Consider the following 21,619-nt stretch of genomic DNA (forward strand, 5'->3'; position numbering starts at 1 on the left):
TCTGCGCGTCAATGGCAGCCCCGGATTTGTCAGCGTGGAGACGGGCGATGTCTTGCAGACCACCGCGCTCGCTATTAGCAAGCGGCGGATCGCAGCGATCTGGATCGTCCGAAACCCGGACAAGCTGAACCATGTAACGCGTTCGAACCACTGCCGACATCCAGGAGCCTTCAATGCATCGGCATAGTTTTAAAGCTGACGGGCTGACTTTTTCCTACCATGATGAAGGAGGTCCCGGCTTGCCGGTGGTCGCGCTGCATGGTCACTGGATGAACGCACGGGACTTTGAAGATCTTGCGGCGGCGCTGGCGCCCGAATGGCGCCTGATCGCTCTGGATCAGCGCAGCTTCGGTGAGACCGATCCGACGCAAGATCACCGCATTGATGCGTATCTTTCCGACGTTTCGGCGCTGCTGGATCATGTCGGGACAGACGATGCTGTGCCCATGATCGGTCATTCCTTCGGCGGTGTGGTCGCCTATCACATGGCCGCGCAGATGCCTGAATGGGTTTCACGCATGGTGATCGTCGATATCGGGACATCGCTAGATGAAGACAGCACCTTTACGCGGGGCTGGGCTGGTGTCTTCCCGCTGCGTGAAGATCTGGAAGAGCGCATCGGCCCGCGCCTCTCACCCTATCTGCAAAATTCGATACGGCGCGTTGAGGGTGGCTGGCGACTGGATTTCGAGATCGAGGAATGCCTGCTCTCCGTCGCCGCACTCAACGGTGATCACGCACACATCTGGACGGGTAGCGACTGCCCCGCCCTTGTCATCAGGGGCGCGAACAGTCCGCTCTCCACCGCCGAAGAGCTGAAAACCATGGCGTTACGCCGCCCCAACACGGAATTCATCGAAATCGCAGGCGGACATTCGGTGCATATCGATGCCCCAGAACCCTTCGCCAAGGCCGTTCATGCATTTCTCAGGCAGGGCACCGCTCTATCCGGTGGGAAAATCTAAGCGCCAGATAGCTGTCGGCGCTCAGCATGCGCCGCATTTCACGCGACGGAACTGGTCCAGCTGCGCAATTGTTTTTCCAGCACGGCCATCAGACGTCCCGGCGGACCGTGGAGCTGGCGGCCAACGCGGTGGATCAGGCCGATCATGGTCTGCTCCAGCTCACCATCGGTAATCGGCCGGGCGACCAGAATACCGTCCTCAATCTCCGCCCGCACGCTGATGGCGGGCAGCACGGTGACGCAGCGGCCCTTCTTGGCCATTTCGCGCATGATATGAATCGAACCGGTGGTCAGCATCGGGTTCAGCCACGTATTCTGCCGCGCCTCCGCCGTGGCGAGCGCGCGGCGGATGGAGAACCCCTTGGGCGGTAGACACAGCGGTTGTTCGGCCAGCTCCGCCATGCTCACTCCGTCCATCGCGGCCAGCGGATGACCCGGCGCACAGATCACGGACAAGGGCTGGTGGGCCGAGGCTCGCAGCCGAATTTTCGGGTCTTCTTCCGCCTGAAAAACCAGGCCGATATGCGCCTCATCATCCAGTATCATCCGCATCACATCGGATGTTGAACCACTCGTAATCGACAATTCGATGCCCGGATTGGCGGTCTGGTATTCCTCGATGATCTTGGTGAAGGAGCGGTTGAGAAACCCCTCGCCCACGGCCAGCGCAATCGAGCCCGTCCGGGCATTGCGCAAATCGGCCAGGCGGTTCTGAAACGCGTCCTTATCCGCCTGCCGCGCCTGATAATATTCCAGCGCCAGCTCGCCTGCCGCAGTCAGTTTGATCGTCCGCCGCCCGCGTTCGAACAGGGGCATTCCATATTCGCGTTCCAACTGCCCGATCTGGCGGCTGATGGAGGACACCGCCACACCGATCTTGTCACTGGCGAGCCGCATCGTGCCCAGCATCGCGGTTTCGTAAAAATACATCAGTGCAACTTCGGACATGAGGCCTCCTGCCGCACTTGTTGCAGTAAAAGCAACGAGGTTCAACATTTGTTGTTATTGCAGCGCAAGACGAGCAGGTTCTAGGGCTAAAGCTGATACTAAAGACCTTAGAGGGGGCATACTTGAATAAACGTTCGATCGTTGAGTGGCAGGGCTACATCCCGGCTATTACCACGCCATTCGACGCCGAAGGCGCCCTTGATTTCGACGCATTGGGTAATTTGCTGGACTGGCTGCATGGCGAAGGCATGCACGGGCTGGTCATCGCCGGAACCACCGGCGAATGGACATCCATGTCGGATGAAGAACGCGCCGCGCTGTTTTCTGCCGCCGGCAATCATGTGGGCAAAAAGCTGCCGCTGCTCGCCGGTTGCAGCGCCTTTACCGCTGAGCGCACGGTGGCGCTGGCCGAAGTCGCGGGCAAAGTCGGCTTTTCCGGGATATTGGTAACGCCCCCGCCTTACCTGCGCCCCAATGCCGCCGAAATCGAGAATTTCTATCGCACAGTGGCCGCCGGTTCGCCGCTGCCCGTGTGCATTTATAACTGGCCCCCGGGCACCGGAATCGATCTGGATCTGGATTTGCTGGAACGGCTGACTGACATCGACAATATCGTTGCGGTTAAACAATCCACCGGGCAGCTTGATCGCTTCATTGCAACCTTCTTCGCCTTGCGCGACAAAGTGCGCATCTTTGGCCATGCAATGGATGAACACGGTTTGGCACTTCTTCAGGCACGCGGCGGTGATGGTACGATGGGTGCCGGCGGCGTGCTGGGCCATCATCAGCCTGATTTCTACAACCATCTTTGGGCTGGTGAAATCGATGCCGCGCGCCAATGCGGTTGCATGGACCGGGTGCTGATGAAGGAATGGTACACGCCTGATCTGGTCGGCAAATTCGGCTCCGGCCCCGCCATTTTGAAGGCGGCACTGGATGCGCGCGGCCTGCCCGGCGGTCATGTCCGTGCACCTTTGCTCGACATTGGTGAGGAAGGACGCGCCGATATCCGCGCGACATTGACAAAACTCGGGTGCATTTCTGCCTGACATAGACACTCTGGTCATAGGCGGCGGCCTGGTCGGCGCAGCCTCTGCCTGGCATCTGGCGCGGGCGGGAAACCATGTGTGGCTGGCCGAACAGGCCAGCCCCGGCCACGGCGCATCCGGGCAAAATGCCGGGTCCCTCCATTTTCAGATTGAGCGCCGTTTTCTCGAGCGCGAAGGCGGTCTGGGCTATGAAGGCGAACAGACCGCCCGGCTCAGCCGCATCGCGGTGGAGGACTGGAGCAGTCTGGAAACCACCATGGATATTGATCTCAATATCCATATGAATGGCGGGCTGATGGTGGCGCATAGCGCAGCCGAAGTGGAATTGCTGGAGGCGAAAGCCGCGCGTGAACAGGCCATGGGCCTCAGCGTGGAAACGATTGACGCTGCCGAAGTGCAGCGCCGCGCACCCTATCTCTCCCCTGACATCCTGGCCGCCAATTTCATGGCTGCAGAAGGCCATGCCGATGCCCGCATCATCGCCCCCACCTTTACGCAGGCTGCGCGCAGCGCCGGGGCGCGGATTTTCACCGGCACACGGATCACCGCCTTGCGGAAACACGGCGGTCATTTCAGCGCGACGATGGAAAGCCGAGGCCCTGCACAGGCTGGCGGATCATCCCGCCCCGCCAAGACAGAGACCCGCAGGATTACCGCCGCCAAGGTGCTGATCTGTTCCGGCATCTGGTCGCGCCAGCTGGCGGCGATGGCCGGGTTGCATCTGCCGCTCTTCCCCGCGCCGCTGACCATGAATGTAACGCAGCGGCGCGACCCGTTCCTTCCCTATCTGATCCAGCATGTCGGGCGGCGTCTGTCGATGAAACAGGCCAGCGCAGGCAATGTGCTCATCGGCGGGGGCTGGCCTTCGCGCATGTGGCGCAATGAACATGAATTCGATTTCACGCGGCCTCCCGCCCTGGTGGCGGAATCGCTTGCCGGCAATCTCAAAGCAGCGGTCGAAACCATGCCCGGCATTGTGGATTTTGACCTGCTGCGCAGCTGGACCGGGATCACTGCCGTGACGCAGGACCAATTGCCGGTCGCCGGTGAATTTCCCGCCATGCCGGGGCTGTTTTGCGCCGCCGGTGGTTCCGCCTTCACGCTAGGGCCAACCTTTGCCCGGCTCGTCAGCCGCCAGATATTGGAGCAGGACCGCGCCGAAGCCGATGCCTTGCTGTCGGTCGCCTCGCCCGCGCGGTTTGAAAGTCTGAATGGGTTTATGGGCCAATGACAAGACGCAGCGACATCATGCACCGCCCGGCCCCGGTCAAGATCGAGCTGGATGGCGAGCCAGTGGAAGCCTATCCCGGCGAAAGCCTGACCGCTGTGCTGGCGGCGGTCCGCCATTCCCAAAGCCGGATCGATGATGCCGGCAAGCCGCGCGGTTTCTGGTGCAATATGGGCACCTGTTCGGAATGTTTCGTCTGGCTGATGGATGATGAGGCGGGTGGCGGCCGGGCCCGGAGCGTGCGGGCGTGCCTGCTCGATGTGGTGGCCGGGATGCGCGTCCATACCGGGAGGGCACAGCCCGATGCATAATGGATCCACCACAGATTATGACGCGCTGATCATTGGCGGCGGCCCGGCGGGACAGGCAGCCGCCATCGAACTCGCCAATCTGCGCCTACGCTGCGCCGTGATTGATGAACAGGCGCGCCCCGGCGGGCAGATCCTGCGCCAGCCCCCCGCGTCGTTTGAAGCCAGCCATTGGGCGGAGGAAGCCAGTTACCGCCCATTGAAACAGCAATTGCACCAGTTTGAAACGCAAAGCGGGATTGACTGGCTGGGGCGCCGTTCGGTCATTGGCCTGCAATCGGATGGCACATCGCATAGCGTGCTGATCTCCGGCGCCAACGGGCTGCAGCAATTCACCGCCCCGCATGTTCTGATCGCGGCGGGCTGTTACGATCTGCCCGTGGCGATACCGGGTTGGACTCTGCCCGGCGCGATGGGGGCCGGCGCGATGCAGACATTGCTGAAGGCGCAGGGCATTCTGACGGGTGAGCGAATTGCACTGGCAGGCACGCATCCGCTGATGCTGTTGATCGCGGCGCAGATCCATGCCGCAGGTGGCACCGTGGCCGAGGTCGCCTTTGATCAGCCCTTCACCCGTTTCGCCAAGGCGATGGGCCGCAATCTGGGCACGGGCCTGCGCCATGCCGGATTGCTGGCCGAAGCGGGCAAGGCCATGCTCACCCTGCGCCGCGCGGGTGTCCCGGTGCGTTTTGGGCGCAAATTGCAGGGAATAATTGGCCGGGAGCAGGTGGCAGGCGCGATCTTTGCTGCTGGTGCGACAGAAGAACAGATCGCCTGCGATTCCATCGGCCTGTGTTACGGATTTCTGCCACAATCGGATCTGCTCCGTCAGGCCGGGCTGGCGGTGGAATGGGCCGCGCCCGCCGGGGGCTGGGCCGCGCGGCATGATGACTGGATGCAGAGCAGCACGCCGGGGCTGTGGGTCGCAGGCGAAACCACCGGTGTGGCGGGCGCGCCCATCGCCCGGGAGGAAGGCCGCATTGCTGGCCTCGGCATAGCGCGTGCACTGGAGCGGATCACACCGGAGGACGCCGCAGAGCAAGCCAAATCATCGCGCACGGTGCTACGCAAGATGGCCGGTTTCGCCGATTTGCTCGCCGGACTGGCCGATCCGCGCGAAGCTTTGACCCGTATTCAGCCGCCCGAAACGCTGATCTGCCGCTGCGAGAATGTGTCCGCCGCCGCCATCGGTGATGTGCTGCGCGAAACACAGGATGCCAACGCCATCAAACGCATCACCCGCTGCGGCATGGGGGCCTGTCAGGGCCGCAGCTGCGAACATGCTTTGTTGCGGATGATTGCGCGCGAAACCGGGCAAAGCGTGGGGCAGCAGCCCGGCTTTACCGCCAGATTTCCGGCCCGCCCGGTTAGTATCGGGGACTTGCTCGAGCACGATTTGCAGTGAACGCAACGAGAATTACGGACGGTATGCATTGCAGGCCCCGCGCCGCGCCGTAGCATCCCGTCCAGCACAAGCGGAGAATAGCCATGACTGAAGCCGACAAGCCGCAATTTCTTGCCGCCGATCACGTATCCTTCACGGTGGAGGAGCTGGAGCCAGCGATCGCTTTCTATTGCGATGTGATGGGGGCGAGCGAATTGTTTCGCATGGGCCCACTCGACGCAGCGGAAATGCCGAAAGATGATGCCGGGCGCGATTGGACCGATACGCATATCGGTGTCGCCGGGGCCTGCATCACACTGGTGATGCTCAAGCTGACCGACAATCTCAATCTGCAGCTGATCACATATGACAAGCCGCATGACAAAAGCACCGTCCGCCCGCGCCATTGCGACGCCGGTGGCCACCATCTGGGGCTGAAGGTGGACGATGTCGAAAAGGCCGCGCGCTATTTGTCCGCCCATGGCTGCGAAGTGCAGGAGATCATCGCGATCGATGCCGGGCCGCTGGCCGGCAAGAAGAACCTCTATATTCGCGATCCCTTCGGCAATCCGATTGAAATCGTCGATTAATTTCCCTGTTCAGGAGAACGCCCATGTCCAATACGCCTATCAATCCCGGCCAGCTGTATGACGCGCTGGGCTTCGGATTTTCGCATGCTGTTGAAAGCACCGGCTCGCGCACGCTGCATCTTGCCGGACAGGTCGCCTGGGACCCGGAATGCAATGTGGTCGGAGAAGGCGATCTGGCCGTGCAAACGCGTCAGGCCCTCTCCAACCTGAAAGCCGTGCTGGCTGAAGCTGGCGCTGGCCCCGAACATGTGGTGCGTTTGCGCACCTATGTGGTCGATCACAAGCCGGAAAAGCTGGGCGTCGTATTGCCCGAAATCGGCGCATTTTATGATGGTGCCGGCCCGGCTGCCAACACCTTTATCGGCGTGGCGGCACTGGCCATGCCCGAATTTCTGATCGAGATCGAGGCGACTGCCGTCCTCGATTAACCGGTCGCCGGTCCCTCGTCTCGCGCATGGGCGAAGGACCGGCCTCGGGGCCTCAGCCCTGATCCTTCACATAATCTGCATAACGCGGCCGCTCCATCTGGAACCGGTCGGTTGAACGGGTGTACCACCCCGCCCCATGCATGCGGGCGACCAGCTGCATGGCCACCGCATCCACATGCAGTTTCTCCGCATCGATAAATTCGTCGGCAATATGCAGGCTGAGCACTTCGCCCAGAACGATGGTGCTTTTGCCCGCTTCGACCTTTTCATAGAGGCGGCATTCCATCGATACCGGCGCGGAGGCGATGCGCGGCGGCGTGATCTTGTCCGACGGCACGGTTTCGAGGCCCGCATGCGCGATCTCGTCAAAGTCTGCCGGTGCGTCGATGCAGGTGAAATTCATCGCCTCCGCATCGCCTTCGCTCACCAGATTGACCACGAATTCCTTGGTATCGAGAATGTTCTGCGCGCTGTCTTTATAGCTGCCGTCCGGGCGGCGCATCAATCCGATCACCACCAGCGGCGGGTCCGCACTCATCATGTTGAAAAAGCTATAAGGCGCGGCATTGCGCACGCCATCTTTCGACAGCGATGATATCCAGGCAATCGGGCGCGGCGTGATGGATGCCGCCATCAGCTTGTAGCGATCAGCCGCTTCGAAGCGGGAAAAGTCGAAGTCCATGAGGTCAGTATTCTCCTTCGCGTGTCACAGCCCTGTGTTCGCTGACATCGACCGATAATTGGAAAATATCGGGACGCGCATAATGCCCTGCAACGTCGAAATCGTATTTTCCGCGCACGACTTCAGCCGGGTCCAGCGTGGCATAGAGAATATTCTCTCCGCTATAATCGGGTCCGGCGAGCACTTCGCCCAGCGGGGCGACAATCATCGATCCCCCGCGCATCAAAACCAACTCCGGGTCATCGCCCATGGCGCAGTCATAATCCTGCGGATAGGCCCCGCGCGTGATGTGCTGGCAGGCGGAGAGCACGAAACAGCGGCCTTCCAGCGCAATATGCTGCATCGTCGCGGCCCAGCCATCACGGTCATCCGCGGTCGGGGCGCAATAGATGGTGATGCCCTGATCATACATAGCCATGCGCAGCATCGGCATGTAATTTTCCCAGCAGATCACCGCACCGATCCGGCCAAATGGCGTGTCGATCACCGGCATGGTCGACCCATCGCCAAAGCCCCAGATGAGCCGTTCCGCCCCGGTCGGCATCAGCTTGCGGTGCTTCGCAATCAGGCCTTTCTCCCCATCGAAGAACAGCGCGGTGCAATAGACCGTGGCGCCATCCCGCTCGATCACGCCGATCACCACGAAGGCCCCCGTTTCGGCGGTGGCTTCGTTCAAAATCTGGACTTCTTCCCCGTCCAGATCGATCGCCCCGGCATGGTAACGGCGGAAATCCTCACGTCCCTCCGGCCGTCTTTGGCCAACCGGCGTGCCGAAGGATGCACCCTTGGGATAGCCGCCGATAAAGGCTTCAGGGAACACGATCAGAGAGGCGCCCTCCCCGCTGGCCTTGCGGATCAGCTCTGCCGCCTTCTCCGCAGATCCACCAGCATCAGTGGGCAAAGAGGCAGCTTGCACGACGGCGGCTTTGATAGGTTGGGACATATCGCTCCTTTCGCGTGATTCGCGCGTCATCCCGCGCAGAATTCCTTACCTTAATACTTGCATTTGACAGTATCTTCAATTTATTTTAAGCCTGTAACACCTGCATAGGAGAGTTCATGTCTTCGTCCCGCCACGACCAATACCGAGAGGAAGTTCTCGGCCGCGCAAATGTTGCCGACACCCCGGAACTGGTCGCCTATTACGAACGGCTTGAATCGCTCGGAACTGCAGCCCTTTGGACTGTCGCAAATAAAATAGAGCCATGGGAACCGGTCCCCTCTTCGGTTCCCATGCTCTGGCGTTACGACGATCTGCGTGAGGATGTCCTCAAGGCGCTCGATCTCGTAACGCCAGAGCAGGCCGGACGGCGGGTGATCTATTTCGACAATCCCGGCCGTAGCGATGTCAGTGCAGCCGTGGGCTGGCTCTATTCCGGTCTGCAGGTAATGGGCCCGGGCGAAGTGGCCTCCAGCCATCGCCACAGTGCCTCCGCCTTGCGGTTCATCATGGAAGGCCAGGGCGCCTTCACCAATGTGGATGGCCACAAGATGACGCTGGGCGCGAATGATTTCGTTCTGACGCCCAATGGCACATGGCACGAACATGGCGTGGCGGAAGACGGCACGACCTGCATCTGGCAGGATGGTCTCGATATTCCGCTGATGAATGCGCTTGAGGCAAATTTTTACGAAGTGCACCCCGATCTGAGCCAGGCCATTTCCTATCCGGTGGATGATTCCACCGCAAAATGGGCCAGTGCCGGGCTGAAACCGGCCGGTGAAAACTGGTCCAAACCCTATTCCCCGCTGCTGAAATATGAATGGGCGCCGACGTATGAAGCGCTTAGCAAGCTGGCCAAAGTGTCGGACGGTTCCGCCTTTGACGGCATTCTGATGGATTACATCAATCCGCAGACGGGCGGCCCGGTGATGCAGACAATCGGTGCGTCCATGCAAATGCTGCGCCCGGGTGAAAAGACCAAGGCCCACCGCCAGACGGGCAATTTCGTGTATCAATGCGCCAAGGGCTCTGGCCATTCGATCATCAATGGACAGCGTTTCGACTGGAAGGAACGCGATGTCTTCGTCGTTCCGGCATGGCTGTATCACGAACATGCCAATGCCTCAGACAGCGAAGATGCCTGCCTGTTCGCCTTTCACGATCTCCCCGTCATGCGCGCGCTGGGCCTCTACCGCGAGGAAGCGTTCGCCGAAAATGGCGGGCACCAACCGATCCTCTCCTGAATTTCAAACCGAAAGAGAATCTATGCGTCTTGTAACTTATCGCGACTCTGTCGAGGCTGAAGCGCGTCTTGGTGCGATTGCCGGAGACCTCGTGCTCGATCTCGCCGACTTTGGTGTGGTCGAAGGTATTCCCTTTCCTTCGACCATGCTGGAATTCATCGATCTGGGTCCGCAGGCCGTGGCCGCGGCGACCAAGCTGATCAAGGACGCAGACGGCATTTTCCCCGTGGGCACCACCCGCCCGCTGGCCAATGTCACGCTGCTCGCACCGATCCCGCGCCCGCGCAAGAACGTGTTCGGCATTGGTCTGAACTACACCGAACATGTGGCGGAATCGGCCAAATCGCTCGACACTTCAGTGGAATTGCCGCGCCAACCGGTGATCTTCTCGAAGCCGCCGACCTGCGTCGTCGGCCCGAATGATCCGATCCTGCACAACAAGACCATCACGCAGCAGCTTGACTGGGAAGTCGAACTGGCCGCCGTCATCGGCACCCGCGCCAAGGGCGTGACCCGGGCCGACGCGCTGAAGCATGTGTTCGGCTATACGGTTATGCTGGATATGAGCGCGCGCGATTGCCGCCGCGCCGGCCAGTGGATCTATTCCAAGGGTCAGGACAGCTACGCCCCGATGGGTCCCTGCATCGTGACCGCGGATGAAATCCCCGATCCGCAGACGCTGGACCTCTATCTGACGGTGAACGGCGTTGAGAAACAGCGCAGCAACACTGCCTATATGCTCTTCAAAGTGGACGAGCTGGTCGAAGATATCAGCAAGGGCATGACGCTGGAGCCCGGCGACGTGATTGCCACCGGCACCCCCGCCGGGGTTGGCGCAGGCCGTGATCCGCAGGAATGGCTGTGGCCCGGTGATACGATCGTGGCAACGGTCGATGGTATCGGCTCGCTGCGCAACCCCGTGGTGGATGCCAGCTAAGCAAACCGCTTCTATGAATGAGAAAAGGGGGGCTTCTTGCCCCCTTTTTGCTGCCCGCAGGAGACGGGTCACTAGGCCCGCCTTCGCGCTTTATGCTGGCACGGTTTCGCCTTCGATAAGAGGCCGCAATTCGTCCGGCCAGGCAATCGAGTGGCGCTTTTCCAGATCCATGCAGACCAGCACGACATCGGCATGCAGGCGCTCTACATTCTCGCAGGAAAAGGTCACGCGCAATGCACAGCTGCTGCGGCCGAGTTTGCGCACATCCAGCGTGATGTCCAGCACCTCACCCAATTCGCTGGGAACGATGAATTGCGCCTCCAGCTTAACCGTGGGCACGCCGATCTTGCGGCGGCGATGCATCAGGTCGAAATCCCAGCCCATCGCCGCGAACCAGTCTTCCACCGCTGCATTGAGCATTTCGAAATAGCGCGGATAAAACACGATTCCGGCCGGATCGACATCCGCAAAACGGACTTTGGCAGTGGTGGAGAAATTCATTTTCAATTCCGCGTTAGAGACAATTTGAGTGTATCGAGCAGGGTCAGCAATTGCGCCTGATCCATTTCGGGCAGATCCTTCAGTGCATCACGTACCCAATTGTGATGGGCCTGTGCCAATTCCTGAAAGCGCGTCTGGCCGAGCGGGGTGAGAACCACAATGGCCGAACGGCCATCACGCGGATCAGGCTGATAGGCCACATGGCCATCCTCTTCCATCTGCCGCACGATGGAGGTGACATTGCCGTTGGAAACCAGCAGCGCCTTGGACAAAGCGCCCATGCGCAATCCATCGGCCGCCCTGTCCAATGCGGCCATGACGTCAAAACGGGGCAGCGTGGTGTCGAATTGCTCCTGAAAATTCCGGCGCAATTGCTTTTCGATCATCTTGGCGCAGCCGAGCAGGCGGATCCACACGCGCAGATCCAGTGCCTTGTCAGGCATCACACCCTCTTCAACATTGCTCCCATCGCTGCGCATGATGCCCCCTTAATGCGCGCGCCGCGATGTGCAACCGGTCTTGCAATCAGGGGCGGGGGCGGAAGCTGCACCAGACATCGCCGGATGGGAGCGGCGAGCTGGCGCCGCCTCCCCCGGTCCGTCAGGCACGCCCCTGCTCGGTCTGGCGGCCACTTTGGTGCCGAGCCTGGCTTGCCTCCAGACGCAGCGCCTGTTCCTGACCAAAGCGATAGGGCGCCGGTATGAAATGCTCCGTCTCCCCGGCCCGCGCGGCGGCATGAGTCGTCCAGGCGGGATCGGCCAGATGCGGCCGCCCCAGCGCCACCAGATCAGCCCGTCCGGCCATCAAAATGCTGTTGAGCTGGTCGGCATCGGTAATATTGCCCACCGCAATCACCGGCACATGGGCTTCATTGCGGATCTGATCGGCAAAGGGTGTCTGGAACATCCGGCCATAGACAGGCTTGGCCGATGGGTCGGTTTCACCGGCAGACACATCGATAATATCCGCGCCGGCAGCTTTCATGGCGCGCGCAATTTCGACGGCGTCCTGAGGTGTAATCCCGGCATCGCCCACCCAATCCTGCGCCGAGATGCGGACCGCCAGCGGGCGATCTTCAGGCCATGCCGCGCGCACGGCGGCGATCACTTCCAGCGGGAAACGCAGCCGATTGTCGAGTGAACCGCCATAGTCATCGTCACGCTGATTGAGCACTGGCGTGATGAAAGAAGACAGCAGATAGCCATGCCCTGCATGCAGCTCTATCATATCGAAACCGGCCGCGGCAGCGCGCAGGGCGGTGGCGACAAAATCATCGCGGATGCGCTCCATCTGGGCACGGTCCAGCGCCGCGGGCACCAGCCCCCCTTCCCGCCACGGACGGGCCGAGGCCGACAGAATAGGCCATGGATCATCCAGCGGAATGTCCCAGCCTTCAGCCGGATTTCTGCAGGATGCGCGCGCGCCGGCATGGCCGATCTGCGCGCAGAGCATGGCGGGTGTATGTTGATGGGCAAAACGAGTGATCCCGGCCCATGCGGCAATCTGATCATCCTGATAGAGCCCCGGACAGGCCTCGGTCGCGCGGCCTTCGGGTGACACGGCCAGCATCTCGGTCATGATCAGACCTGCCCCGCCCAGGGCGAGCGCGCCGTAATGGACCTGATGAAAATCGCTCGCCATGCCATCATTCGCCGCGGTGCCGGTGAGCATGGAAGGCACAACCACCCGATTGGCGAGCGTCATGCTGCGCAGACGATAGGGCGTGAACATCGGCTGTGTGGGGCGATTGCGGCCACTGCTCCCTTGCGAAAACCAGCGCTCCATATCTTCCAGCCACGCCCCGTCGCGCAGGCGCAGATTTTCATGGCTGACGCGCTGGCTTCGGGTCATCAGTGAATAGGTGAATTGCGGGAGATCGAAATCGAGATAGCGGTCGAGCGTTTCGAACCATTCGGTAGAATTGCGCGCGCTGTTCTGGATCTTCAGCACTTCGACATGCCGTTCATCCTGATAATCCTTGAGCGCCTTCGCCAGCGCATCGCGGTGTGACAGGCCCGGCCGGTCCAGCACTTCGGCCAGCTTGATCGCATCTTCCAGCGCCAGCTTGGTGCCCGATCCGATGGAGAAATGCGCCGTATGCGCGGCATCGCCCAGCAGCACGACATTGTCGAAGGACCATTGGCGGCAGAGTACCCGCTTGAAATTGATCCACGCCGCCGAGCCGCGCAAATGGGTCGCATTGGTGATCAGCGGATGCCCATCCAGATAGCGCGCGAAAATTTTCTCGCACACAGCGATGGATTCGTCCTGTTCCATCTGGTCCAGCCCCAGCCCGGTCCAGGTTTCGGGTGAACATTCGACGATGAAGGTCGAATGCGTTTCATCGAAACGATAGGCATGCGCCCAGATCCAGCCATGTTCGGTCTTTTCGAACAGAAAGGCGAAAGCATCGAACATCTTGGTCGTGCCGAGCCAGCAGAACCGGTTTTTGCGGGTCTGAATATCGGTGTCGAAACGTGCCTCATGCTGGCTGCGCACGCGGCTGTTCACCCCATCCGCACCGACGATCAGGTCGAAATCGGCAAAGTTTTCGAGGTTACCATCAAACTGATATTCAAAATGCGACACCACGCCCAGCTCGGCGGCGCGCGCCTGCAGGATCTGCAGCAGATGTTTGCGCCCGATGCCGATGAAACCGTGCCCGCCCGAAGTGATGGATTCGCCCGAAACGGCGACCTCAATATCATCCCAATGGGCAAAACTGTCGCGGATAGTGGCGGCGCTGACTGGATCGTTGACGGTCAGATTTTCCAGCGTCTGGTCGGAAAACACCACGCCCCAGCCAAAAGTGTCGCCACTTTTATTGCGTTCAAATACGTGGATTTCATGATCCGGATTTCGCAGCTTCATCGAAATCGCGAAATAGAAACCAGCGGGACCGCCACCAAGACATGCAACACGCATAAGCGCCTCCTTTTGTTTTAAGCCTAAAGGATATTGGTTGCATGTACAACTAGTTTATCGGGCGGTCTTATTCCAAATTTTCGTGGAGCTTATCCAGCAATTTCAGCATTTTGCGGAAATCAGCCGCGGATATTCCGCGGATCAGCTTGCGATAGATGGGTGCCGTGGCCTTCCGCGCCTCAGACAATTTTTCCCGCCCCAGATCAGTCAGCAGCAGCTCGGTAACCCGGCGGTCCGCCGCGCTGACGCGCGTTTCGACCAGTCCGGCCTTCTGCATCCGTTCGACAATGCGCATCATGGTGGACAGGTTGATGACGGCGGATTTCGCCACCTGGCCAATCGGCAGTGGTTCCTCTTCCCCCAGAATCATCAGCACACGCCAGGCGGGAATATCAATGCCGATTGGCCTTAACAGCCCTTCGATAACAATATTATACCGGCTTGATGCACGATTGAGCAGATAGAAAGGGTAGGCATCGACCCGGAAATCATCCGATCCCGGATCCCCAAACGGGCGCAAATCCTCGCTCATGGTGCGTTCTCAAGCCTTTCTCTCAAATTTACTTGCATGTGCAAGCTATGAAGCTAGTCTGTAATTGTCATGGTCCGCAGGAGGTACAATGTCCAGCACCCCTATACTCGCCGATTTCGCCGCTGCTCTCGCACAGGGAAACATCCGCGTCGTTGATCTAACGCAGATGCTGTCAGAAGATACGCCGCTGCTCGTCCTGCCCGAAGAATTCGGCCAGACCGCCCCATTTTCGCGCGAGGAAATCTCCCGCTATGATGAACGCGGCGTCGCATGGCACTGGCACAATTTCACCGTGGGTGAACATACCGGCACGCATTTCGACGCCCCCATTCACTGGGTGTCTGGCAAGGATCTGCCCGACAACACCATCGACAAAGTCCCGGCGAAGGATCTGGTGGCGCCGGCTGTCGTGCTCGACTTTTCGGCCGAAAGTGCCAAGGATGCGGACTTCCTGCTGACCGCCGATCATATCCGCGCGTGGGAAGAGGAGCATGGCACAATCCCGAAAGGGTGCTTTGTCCTGTTCCGCACCGATTGGTCGAAGCGTGACACGGAGGCCTATTGCAACCGGCGCGAAGATGGCGCGCATACGCCCGGCCCGGCCACCGATGCGATGAAGCTGCTGATCGACGAGCGCGACATTCTGGCCTTCGGGGTGGAAACGATCGGCACCGATGCCGGACAGGCCCATTTGCTGGAACCGCAATATCCGGCGCACTTCCTGCTTCATGGGGCGGGCAAATACGGCCTGCAATGTATGGAAAATCTCGATCAGCTGCCGCCGACCGGCGCCATTGTGGTGGCCGCACCGCTGAAGATCCTGAACGGATCGGGCAGCCCGATGCGCGTTCTCGCCTTCGTCCCGGCATAAGCGCAATGGCAGAACGTTCTTTCAAGCATGAAGTAAAGAAACTGACCGCCGGTGAGGGGGAAACCTTCACCGGTGAGGGGATTCTGGCTGTCACCAAGGCGCTGTTGCAATCGGGCGTCGCTTATATTGGCGGCTATCAGGGGTCGCCCATCAGCCATTTGATGGACGTCTTTGCCGACGCCAATGATTTGCTGGAAGAACTGGATGTTCATTTTGAAGCCAGCGCGTCCGAAGCGACTGCAGCGGCCATGCTGGCAGCATCCGTCAATTATCCGCTGCGCGGCGCGGTGGCGTGGAAATCTGTAGTCGGCACCAATGTCGCCTCCGACGCGCTGTCCAATGTCGCATCGGGCGGCGTCACCGGCGGCGCGATGATCATCGTCGGGGAGGATTATGGCGAAGGCTCCTCCATCATGCAGGAGCGAACCCATGCCTTTGCCATGAAGTCGCAAATGTGGCTGCTCGACCCGCGCCCCAACCTCACCAGCATCGTCAATGCGGTGGAACAGGGTTTCCAGCTTTCGGAAGCATCCAACACCCCGGTGATGCTCGAAATGCGCGTCCGGTCCTGCCACATGACAGGCAGCTTTATTGCCAAGGACAATATCCGCCCCGCCTTCACCGTTTCCGACGCGGCGGAGAATCCGACCCGCGATCTCGACCGGATCGTCCTGCCGCCCGCCAATTTCCTGCATGAAGTCGAAAAGATCGAGAAACGCTGGCCCGCCGGCCTTGCCTATGTCCGCGATAACAAGCTGAATGAGTGGTTCGGCCCCGATACGCATCCCAGCGAGATCGGCATTATCGTGCAGGGCGGTTTGTATAATAATTGCAATCGCGCGATGGAATTGCTCGGCCTCGCCGATGCTTTTGGCACGTCTGACATTCCGCTTTACTGCCTGAACGTCACCTATCCGCTGATCCCCGAAGAAGTAAAAGAGTTCTGCGCCGACAAGAAGGCCGTGCTGGTGCTGGAAGAGGGCCAGCCAGAATTTATCGAGCATGAGCTCAACACGCTGATCCGCCGCGCGGAGCTGGATTGCAAGATCATCGGCAAGGACATGATGCCCCGTGCCGGCGAATATAGCGCGCAGGTCATCCGCGCCGGTCTCGGCAAGTTTCTGCGCCGTTTCGCCCCCGACATCGCCCCGGCGCAAGAGAGCAGCGATCCCCTGCCCGCACCCGTGGCGCAGGAAATTCCGCAGCGGCCCGCCGGCTTTTGCACCGGCTGCCCCGAACGCCCGATTTTCACCGCGATGAAATTGCTGGAGCGTGAAATCGGCCCGACCCATATTTCGGCCGATATTGGCTGCCACCTCTTTTCCATCCTGCCGCCCTTCAATCTGGGCAACACCACGATGGGTTATGGTCTGGGCAGCGCCGGTGCCTCCGCCTTCAAACCCACGGGTAAGCGCGCCATTGCTATCATGGGCGATGGGGGCTTCTGGCATAACGGGCTAACATCCGGGATCAGCAATGCCGTTTTCAACAAGGATGACACGGTCAATCTGGTGATTGATAATGGCTATTCCGCCGCAACCGGGGGGCAGGATATCCCCTCTTCGCGCGCGAAGAATGCCAATCGCGTCACCAATAATCCGATTGAGAAGGCCGTGCGCGGCGTGGGCGGGCAATGGGTGCGCACCCTCACCCGCACCTATGACATCAAGGCCATGCGCGACACGCTGCGCGAAGCCATGCTGACCAAGACGAAGGGCCCGAAGGTCATCGTCGCCCAGTCGGAATGCATGCTCAACAAGCAGCGCCGTGAAAAGCCGCTGATGCGCAAAGCGCTGAAGGACGGCCAGCGCGTGGAGCGGGAGCGTTTCGGCGTCGATAGCGAAACCTGCACCGGCGATCACAGCTGTATCCGCCTGTCGGGCTGCCCGTCCTTGTCGATCAAACCCAATCCCGACCCGCTGCGTCAGCATCCGGTCGCGCATGTCGATAACAGCTGTGTCGGCTGCGGCCTGTGCGGTGAAGTCAGCCATGCGGCGGTGCTGTGCCCGAGCTTCTACAAAGCGAAACTGGTCAGCAATCCGGGCCGTTGGGAAAAACTGCGCGCGAGGATTTCCGGCGCGGTGATCCGGTTCATCCAGCAACGTGACGATCGCAAACGGCTCGCGCGCGCTTTTTGAACGAACCCGATGTTCTCTGGGGCTTCCGACCGCGCCTGCCGCAATTTTGCGCTCCGCCCAGCTTACTAAAGTCTGCCCGCTAAAGTCTGCCTGCTAAAGAAAGAGTATCATGCCCAGTTCTTCCACAGACCGTCTGAGCATCGCCATTCTGGCCCTGGGCGGCCAGGGCGGCGGCGTTTTGGCCGACTGGATCCAGAATGTTGCCCGCGGCCATGGCTGGGTGGCGCAGGGCACATCGGTGCCCGGCGTGGCGCAGCGGACCGGCTCCACCGTCTATTATGTCGAACTGGCGCGGGCCGATGCGGCAGGGCGCGCGCCCATCATGGCGCAAATGCCCATGCCCGGCGATGTCGATATTGTTGTGGCGTCGGAATTGATGGAAACCGGGCGCGCCGTGCTGCGCGGATTTTCCAGCGCGGGGCGCACCACGCTGATCGGATCGACCCACCGGATCTATGCCATTTCCGAAAAATCGGCGATGGCCGACGGGCGCGGCAACAGTGAAAAGATCATCGCGGCGGCGCAGGAACGATCGAAGCGCTTCATCGGCTTCGATATGGAAGCCGCCACCGACCGCACCAGCAGCGTGATCAGCGCGATCATGTTCGGCGCGCTGGCCGGCAGTGAAGCCCTGCCCTTCCCCCGTGAGAGCTTTGAACAGGCCATTCGTGACAGCGGCATCGCGGTACAGAGCAATCTCACCGGCTTTGAAGAAGGCTTCACCCGGGCGCAGGGGATCATCGCCTTGCCCGAGGAAGCCGAGCATCCCGCGCCCGAACCGACCACCGAAATCGGCCGCCAATTGTACAGCACCGCGGCGGCGTTGCTGCCGCAGGAGGCTTTGCACAATGTGGCCCACGGCCTGGCGCGGCTCGTCGATTATCAGGATGCCAACTATGCCCGGCTTTATCTCGACCGGCTGCGCGCCATCGCAGAGCATGATGAACCGCCCTATAATCTGACCAGCGAAGCCGCCCGCCATCTGGCGCTGTGGATGAGTTATGAAGACACGATCCGGGTGGCTGACCTCAAAACCCGCGCCTCCCGGATGGAACGGGTGCGCGAGGAAGTGAAGGCGCAGGACGGCCAATTGGTGAGCGTGACCGAATTCATGCACCCCCGGCTGCAGGAACTGGGCGAAACGCTGCCCGCCCCGATTGGCCGCCGTCTGCTCTCGGGTGGATTGCTGGCGCGGTTGATGGCGCCGTTTTTCAAGCAAGGCCGCCATGTCCGCACCACCGGGCTACGCTGGTTCCTGGTTCTGCGCGCCACCAGCGCCCTGCGCGGATTACGCCGCCGTTCAGTGCGTTATGTCGAGGAGCAGGAAAGGATCGACGCCTGGCTGAGCGTAGCCGCCGATCTGGCATCCCGCGACGTGGAAGCGGCGCTTGAGTGGATCAAGCTGCAGCAATTGATCAAGGGCTACGGCGATACGTTCGAGCGGGGCCTGCGCAATTATCTGGCCATCCGCTCAGAATTTCTGGCGCTGCCCGAACAGGACCAGACCGCCGCGTGGCTGCATCAGGCGCGTGAGCAGGCTTTCGCGCAAAGCTGATTGCGGAGGCAGGTCGCACGCCGCCGAGATCCCTTAACTAATAATGGCCCCGCACGTGTGAGGGCCGATGAAGCATGCAACTCAGGCCGCAAGCTCTGCTTTCAGCGGAGCTTGCGGCCTGAATGGTTACCGCCATGCGATCATCAGAATTTGGACGTCGCGCCGATGAAGAAGCGGCGCGCAGGCGAGTAATAGCCGAAATCACTTTCGCCCGAAATCTGCTTGTCGAACAGGTTGAGCGCACCCGCACGCAGTGTCACGGAGTCCGACACCTCGAACGATGTGCTCAGATCGAAAGTGGTGTATCCTTCCTGGATCGTATTGCCGCCACCAAGCTGCTCACCTGTATAGCGCGCAGACAGCACCACGCCAACGTTCTCGGTTGGCAGCCAGTCCAGCGCGGCATAGGCTGAAAATTCCGGCGTCGTGATCAGATCCGCCCCCGTATCGAGATTTTTCGCCTCGATCATATAGGTTGCATTGGCGCGCAGAGAGAGTGCGGGCGTGAATTTGGCAGATGCCGTCATTTCGACACCCTTGGTACGGGCGCGTTCGACATTTTCATTCATCGTCCACCAGCGCCCTTCGTAAAAGCCCAGGGCGGCATATTGGATCTTGTTCTTGAAATTGGTGTGGAAATAGGTCGCGCCCAGTTTCAGGCCACGCGTGTCATAGCTCGCGCCGATTTCATAGCTGGTGCTCTTTTCCGGTTCGAGATCGGGATTGCCCGCCATATAGCAGCCACCACTGGTATAGCCGAGATCGCTCAGGCTGCCGCAGCCGCCGCCACGTGAAAATGTGGCTGCACCCGCGCTGTTTTCCTTCAAAGACGGCGCACGAAACCCGCGGGAAACACCGCCGCGAATGGTCACGTCGTAAATCGGGTGCCACACGACATAGGCCCGCGGACTGAAATTCTCGCCATAGCGGAAATGGCTGTCGAGCCGCCCGCCAAGGGTGAAGATCAACCCATCGGTCAACGTCATCTGATCTTCCCCGAACAGCGCCCATGTATCGCCGGAAAGGGTCGAACCATCGACGACATTACCATCATAATCGATGGGAATGGTGCCGATGGTCTGTGTGTTGGTCAGTTTTTCTTCGCGATATTGGCCGCCCAGTGCCAGCTTATGCGGCACGCCCAGCACGGCATCACCATTGATCAGGACGTCGACAATAGTTTCCTTGAATTCCGATTTGCCGCCGTTTTCGGCCTGATCTTCATTGATATAGGAGTTGCGGTACACATCGATGCGCGACGTGGCGAAGCCCCAGTCGCCTTCATGGCCGATGCGCAGATTGGTGCGTTCCGTGTCGGAACCAAAAGCGCTCTGGGCATCGCCATCCTCGGTCGTGGTAGAAGGTGCCAGCGGCTCTTCCACGCCATAGCTCGCCTCCAAAGAAATCGTCTGACCCTCCGAGGGTTCAAGCGTCAGTACACCGTTGACGTTTTTGTTGGCGACGCCCGCCACCCCGGCGACAGGACCAGCCCGGCCGCCGCCCAGAACCATTTCATCGGGATTGGTGCGGGCATAGGTGCCGCCGATCCTGAGGCCCACCCCCTTGGTAATGGGCCCCATCGCGCTGCCGCCCAACTGGTAGGAATCACCCCGGTCTGCACCCTCCGGCAGAGTGTAATTGGTGTTCACCGATCCCCGCCAGTAAGGCGCAATCTTGCGCGTGATGATGTTGATCACTCCGCCCATCGCATCCGACCCGTAGATGGAAGACATCGGCCCGCGCACGACTTCGATCCGTTCAATCATATCGGGCGAAATCCAGTTAAGATCCTGGCGCCCCAGATCCGGGCGATAAGAAATATCGCGCGCATTGCCGATCCGGCGGCCATCGACCAGCATCAGCGTGTAATTATCCGGCAGGCCGCGAATATTGATTTTCGACATTTCACCCGACGGGCTGATGCCGCCTGTCACACCCGGCAGGCGGCCCAGCAATTCGCCAATGCTCTGCACCGGTTGGCGCTCGATTTGTTCCCGCGTGATAACCCCGATGGAAGCTGGTGCGTCGCGCAGATCGATACCGGAGGCAGAAGCCGTCACCACGATATCGCGCTGGTCCAGCTCCAGTTTGCGTTCTTCATCCCGGCGGGCCTCACGCTCTTTCTTCGACAGCTTTTTCCCATCGCTGTCATGCCCCCGCTCGGCCCGGTGATTTGAGGCATGCTGAGCATAAGCGGGCACCGTCGCCATGGCCCCCAGTGTCAGCGCGCCGCCCAGCATCAATGCGTGCCGAAAAACCGGTGAAATCATCATGTGTTTTGCTCCTCTTCAGGGAAGCAGGACGCTTCCCCCCGTTTTGAATGACCACGGTTCGATCAATGCCGGTATCGAATGACCCGTCTCACGCCGGGAATGATGGCGGAAACAAGCCA

General features: G+C 60.4%; 20 protein-coding genes and 1 pseudogene. 13 read left to right on the top strand and 8 right to left on the bottom strand.

What is annotated here, in order from left to right; genetic code table 11:
• Positions 1-187: pseudogene (locus tag GRI91_RS16190) on the top strand (hypothetical protein); the annotation flags it as partial.
• Positions 174-965 carry an alpha/beta fold hydrolase gene (locus GRI91_RS14800; protein WP_160737488.1) on the top strand — a complete coding sequence of 264 codons (792 nt, stop codon included), beginning with the start codon at positions 174-176 and terminating at the stop codon, positions 963-965. The pseudogene GRI91_RS16190 and the gene GRI91_RS14800, both read left to right, overlap by 14 nt.
• Before the next feature lie 38 nt (positions 966-1,003).
• Here GRI91_RS14800 and GRI91_RS14805 read toward each other — a convergent pair whose 3' ends face one another.
• The gene (locus GRI91_RS14805; protein WP_160737489.1) at positions 1,004-1,912 is read right to left on the bottom strand and encodes a LysR family transcriptional regulator; all 909 of its coding nucleotides are present in this window, start codon (positions 1,910-1,912) and stop codon (positions 1,004-1,006) included.
• 122 nt (positions 1,913-2,034) lie between these two features.
• On the opposite strand from GRI91_RS14805, the gene GRI91_RS14810 reads away from it, so the two are divergent.
• The 6 genes from GRI91_RS14810 (at position 2,035) to GRI91_RS14835 (ending at position 6,899) form a co-directional block, all read left to right on the top strand.
• On the top strand, positions 2,035-2,961 hold the full coding sequence (locus tag GRI91_RS14810) for a dihydrodipicolinate synthase family protein (RefSeq protein WP_160737490.1): 927 nt from the start codon (positions 2,035-2,037) through the stop codon (positions 2,959-2,961).
• A 55-nt stretch (positions 2,962-3,016) separates the two neighbouring features.
• Positions 3,017-4,192 carry an NAD(P)/FAD-dependent oxidoreductase gene (locus tag GRI91_RS14815; RefSeq protein ID WP_237437957.1) on the top strand — a complete coding sequence of 392 codons (1,176 nt, stop codon included), beginning with the start codon at positions 3,017-3,019 and terminating at the stop codon, positions 4,190-4,192.
• Entirely contained in the window at positions 4,189-4,500 is a 312-nt protein-coding gene (locus tag GRI91_RS14820) for a (2Fe-2S)-binding protein (protein ID WP_160737491.1), read from the top strand. Before GRI91_RS14815 ends, GRI91_RS14820 begins: the two co-directional genes overlap by 4 nt.
• Complete coding sequence (locus tag GRI91_RS14825; protein ID WP_160737492.1) at positions 4,493-5,902, top strand: FAD/NAD(P)-dependent oxidoreductase; 1,410 nt, start codon at positions 4,493-4,495, stop codon at positions 5,900-5,902. Before GRI91_RS14820 ends, GRI91_RS14825 begins: the two co-directional genes overlap by 8 nt.
• Positions 5,903-5,985: 83 nt before the next feature.
• The gene (locus GRI91_RS14830; protein WP_160737493.1) at positions 5,986-6,471 is read left to right on the top strand and encodes a VOC family protein; all 486 of its coding nucleotides are present in this window, start codon (positions 5,986-5,988) and stop codon (positions 6,469-6,471) included.
• 23 nt (positions 6,472-6,494) lie between these two features.
• Positions 6,495-6,899, top strand: coding sequence for a RidA family protein (locus GRI91_RS14835; protein ID WP_160737494.1), 405 nt, complete (start codon positions 6,495-6,497; stop codon positions 6,897-6,899).
• Positions 6,900-6,951: 52 nt separating this feature from the next.
• Here GRI91_RS14835 and GRI91_RS14840 read toward each other — a convergent pair whose 3' ends face one another.
• The gene (locus tag GRI91_RS14840; protein WP_160737495.1) at positions 6,952-7,581 is read right to left on the bottom strand and encodes a flavin reductase family protein; all 630 of its coding nucleotides are present in this window, start codon (positions 7,579-7,581) and stop codon (positions 6,952-6,954) included.
• A 4-nt stretch (positions 7,582-7,585) separates the two neighbouring features.
• Complete coding sequence (locus tag GRI91_RS14845; RefSeq protein WP_160737496.1) at positions 7,586-8,524, bottom strand: carbon-nitrogen hydrolase family protein; 939 nt, start codon at positions 8,522-8,524, stop codon at positions 7,586-7,588.
• Between the two features lie 116 nt (positions 8,525-8,640).
• On the opposite strand from GRI91_RS14845, the gene GRI91_RS14850 reads away from it, so the two are divergent.
• Together GRI91_RS14850 and GRI91_RS14855 are read left to right on the top strand one after the other, a co-directional pair.
• Positions 8,641-9,768: a cupin domain-containing protein gene (locus tag GRI91_RS14850; RefSeq protein WP_160737497.1), complete on the top strand. Its 1,128-nt coding sequence runs from the start codon at positions 8,641-8,643 to the stop codon at positions 9,766-9,768.
• Positions 9,769-9,790: 22 nt separating this feature from the next.
• Complete coding sequence (locus GRI91_RS14855) at positions 9,791-10,705, top strand: fumarylacetoacetate hydrolase family protein (RefSeq protein WP_160737498.1); 915 nt, start codon at positions 9,791-9,793, stop codon at positions 10,703-10,705.
• A gap of 90 nt (positions 10,706-10,795) precedes the next feature.
• On the opposite strand, the gene GRI91_RS14860 is transcribed toward GRI91_RS14855, so the two are convergent.
• From GRI91_RS14860 to GRI91_RS14875, 4 genes are all read right to left on the bottom strand, one after another.
• Entirely contained in the window at positions 10,796-11,206 is a 411-nt protein-coding gene (locus GRI91_RS14860; RefSeq protein ID WP_160737499.1) for an acyl-CoA thioesterase, read from the bottom strand.
• A gap of 2 nt (positions 11,207-11,208) precedes the next feature.
• Positions 11,209-11,685 carry a MarR family winged helix-turn-helix transcriptional regulator gene (locus GRI91_RS14865; protein ID WP_160737500.1) on the bottom strand — a complete coding sequence of 159 codons (477 nt, stop codon included), beginning with the start codon at positions 11,683-11,685 and terminating at the stop codon, positions 11,209-11,211.
• A gap of 121 nt (positions 11,686-11,806) precedes the next feature.
• Positions 11,807-14,131: a bifunctional salicylyl-CoA 5-hydroxylase/oxidoreductase gene (locus tag GRI91_RS14870; protein ID WP_160737501.1), complete on the bottom strand. Its 2,325-nt coding sequence runs from the start codon at positions 14,129-14,131 to the stop codon at positions 11,807-11,809.
• A 67-nt stretch (positions 14,132-14,198) separates the two neighbouring features.
• Positions 14,199-14,663: a MarR family winged helix-turn-helix transcriptional regulator gene (locus GRI91_RS14875; RefSeq protein WP_160737502.1), complete on the bottom strand. Its 465-nt coding sequence runs from the start codon at positions 14,661-14,663 to the stop codon at positions 14,199-14,201.
• A gap of 88 nt (positions 14,664-14,751) precedes the next feature.
• Between GRI91_RS14875 and GRI91_RS14880 the strand changes: the two genes are divergently transcribed.
• From GRI91_RS14880 to GRI91_RS14890, 3 genes are all read left to right on the top strand, one after another.
• Positions 14,752-15,534 (top strand): cyclase family protein, encoded by a 783-nt coding sequence (locus tag GRI91_RS14880; RefSeq protein WP_160737503.1) that lies wholly within the window; start codon positions 14,752-14,754, stop codon positions 15,532-15,534.
• Positions 15,535-15,539: 5 nt separating this feature from the next.
• On the top strand, positions 15,540-17,672 hold the full coding sequence (locus GRI91_RS14885) for an indolepyruvate ferredoxin oxidoreductase subunit alpha (protein ID WP_160737504.1): 2,133 nt from the start codon (positions 15,540-15,542) through the stop codon (positions 17,670-17,672).
• A gap of 109 nt (positions 17,673-17,781) precedes the next feature.
• Entirely contained in the window at positions 17,782-19,227 is a 1,446-nt protein-coding gene (locus GRI91_RS14890) for an indolepyruvate oxidoreductase subunit beta family protein (protein ID WP_160737505.1), read from the top strand.
• A 143-nt stretch (positions 19,228-19,370) separates the two neighbouring features.
• On the opposite strand, the gene GRI91_RS14895 is transcribed toward GRI91_RS14890, so the two are convergent.
• On the bottom strand, positions 19,371-21,500 hold the full coding sequence (locus GRI91_RS14895) for a TonB-dependent receptor domain-containing protein (protein ID WP_202385621.1): 2,130 nt from the start codon (positions 21,498-21,500) through the stop codon (positions 19,371-19,373).
• Positions 21,501-21,619: the final 119 nt, after the last annotated feature.

This window comes from Altericroceibacterium endophyticum (assembly GCF_009827595.1).
In the GTDB taxonomy this organism is placed as follows: domain Bacteria; phylum Pseudomonadota; class Alphaproteobacteria; order Sphingomonadales; family Sphingomonadaceae; genus Altericroceibacterium; species Altericroceibacterium endophyticum.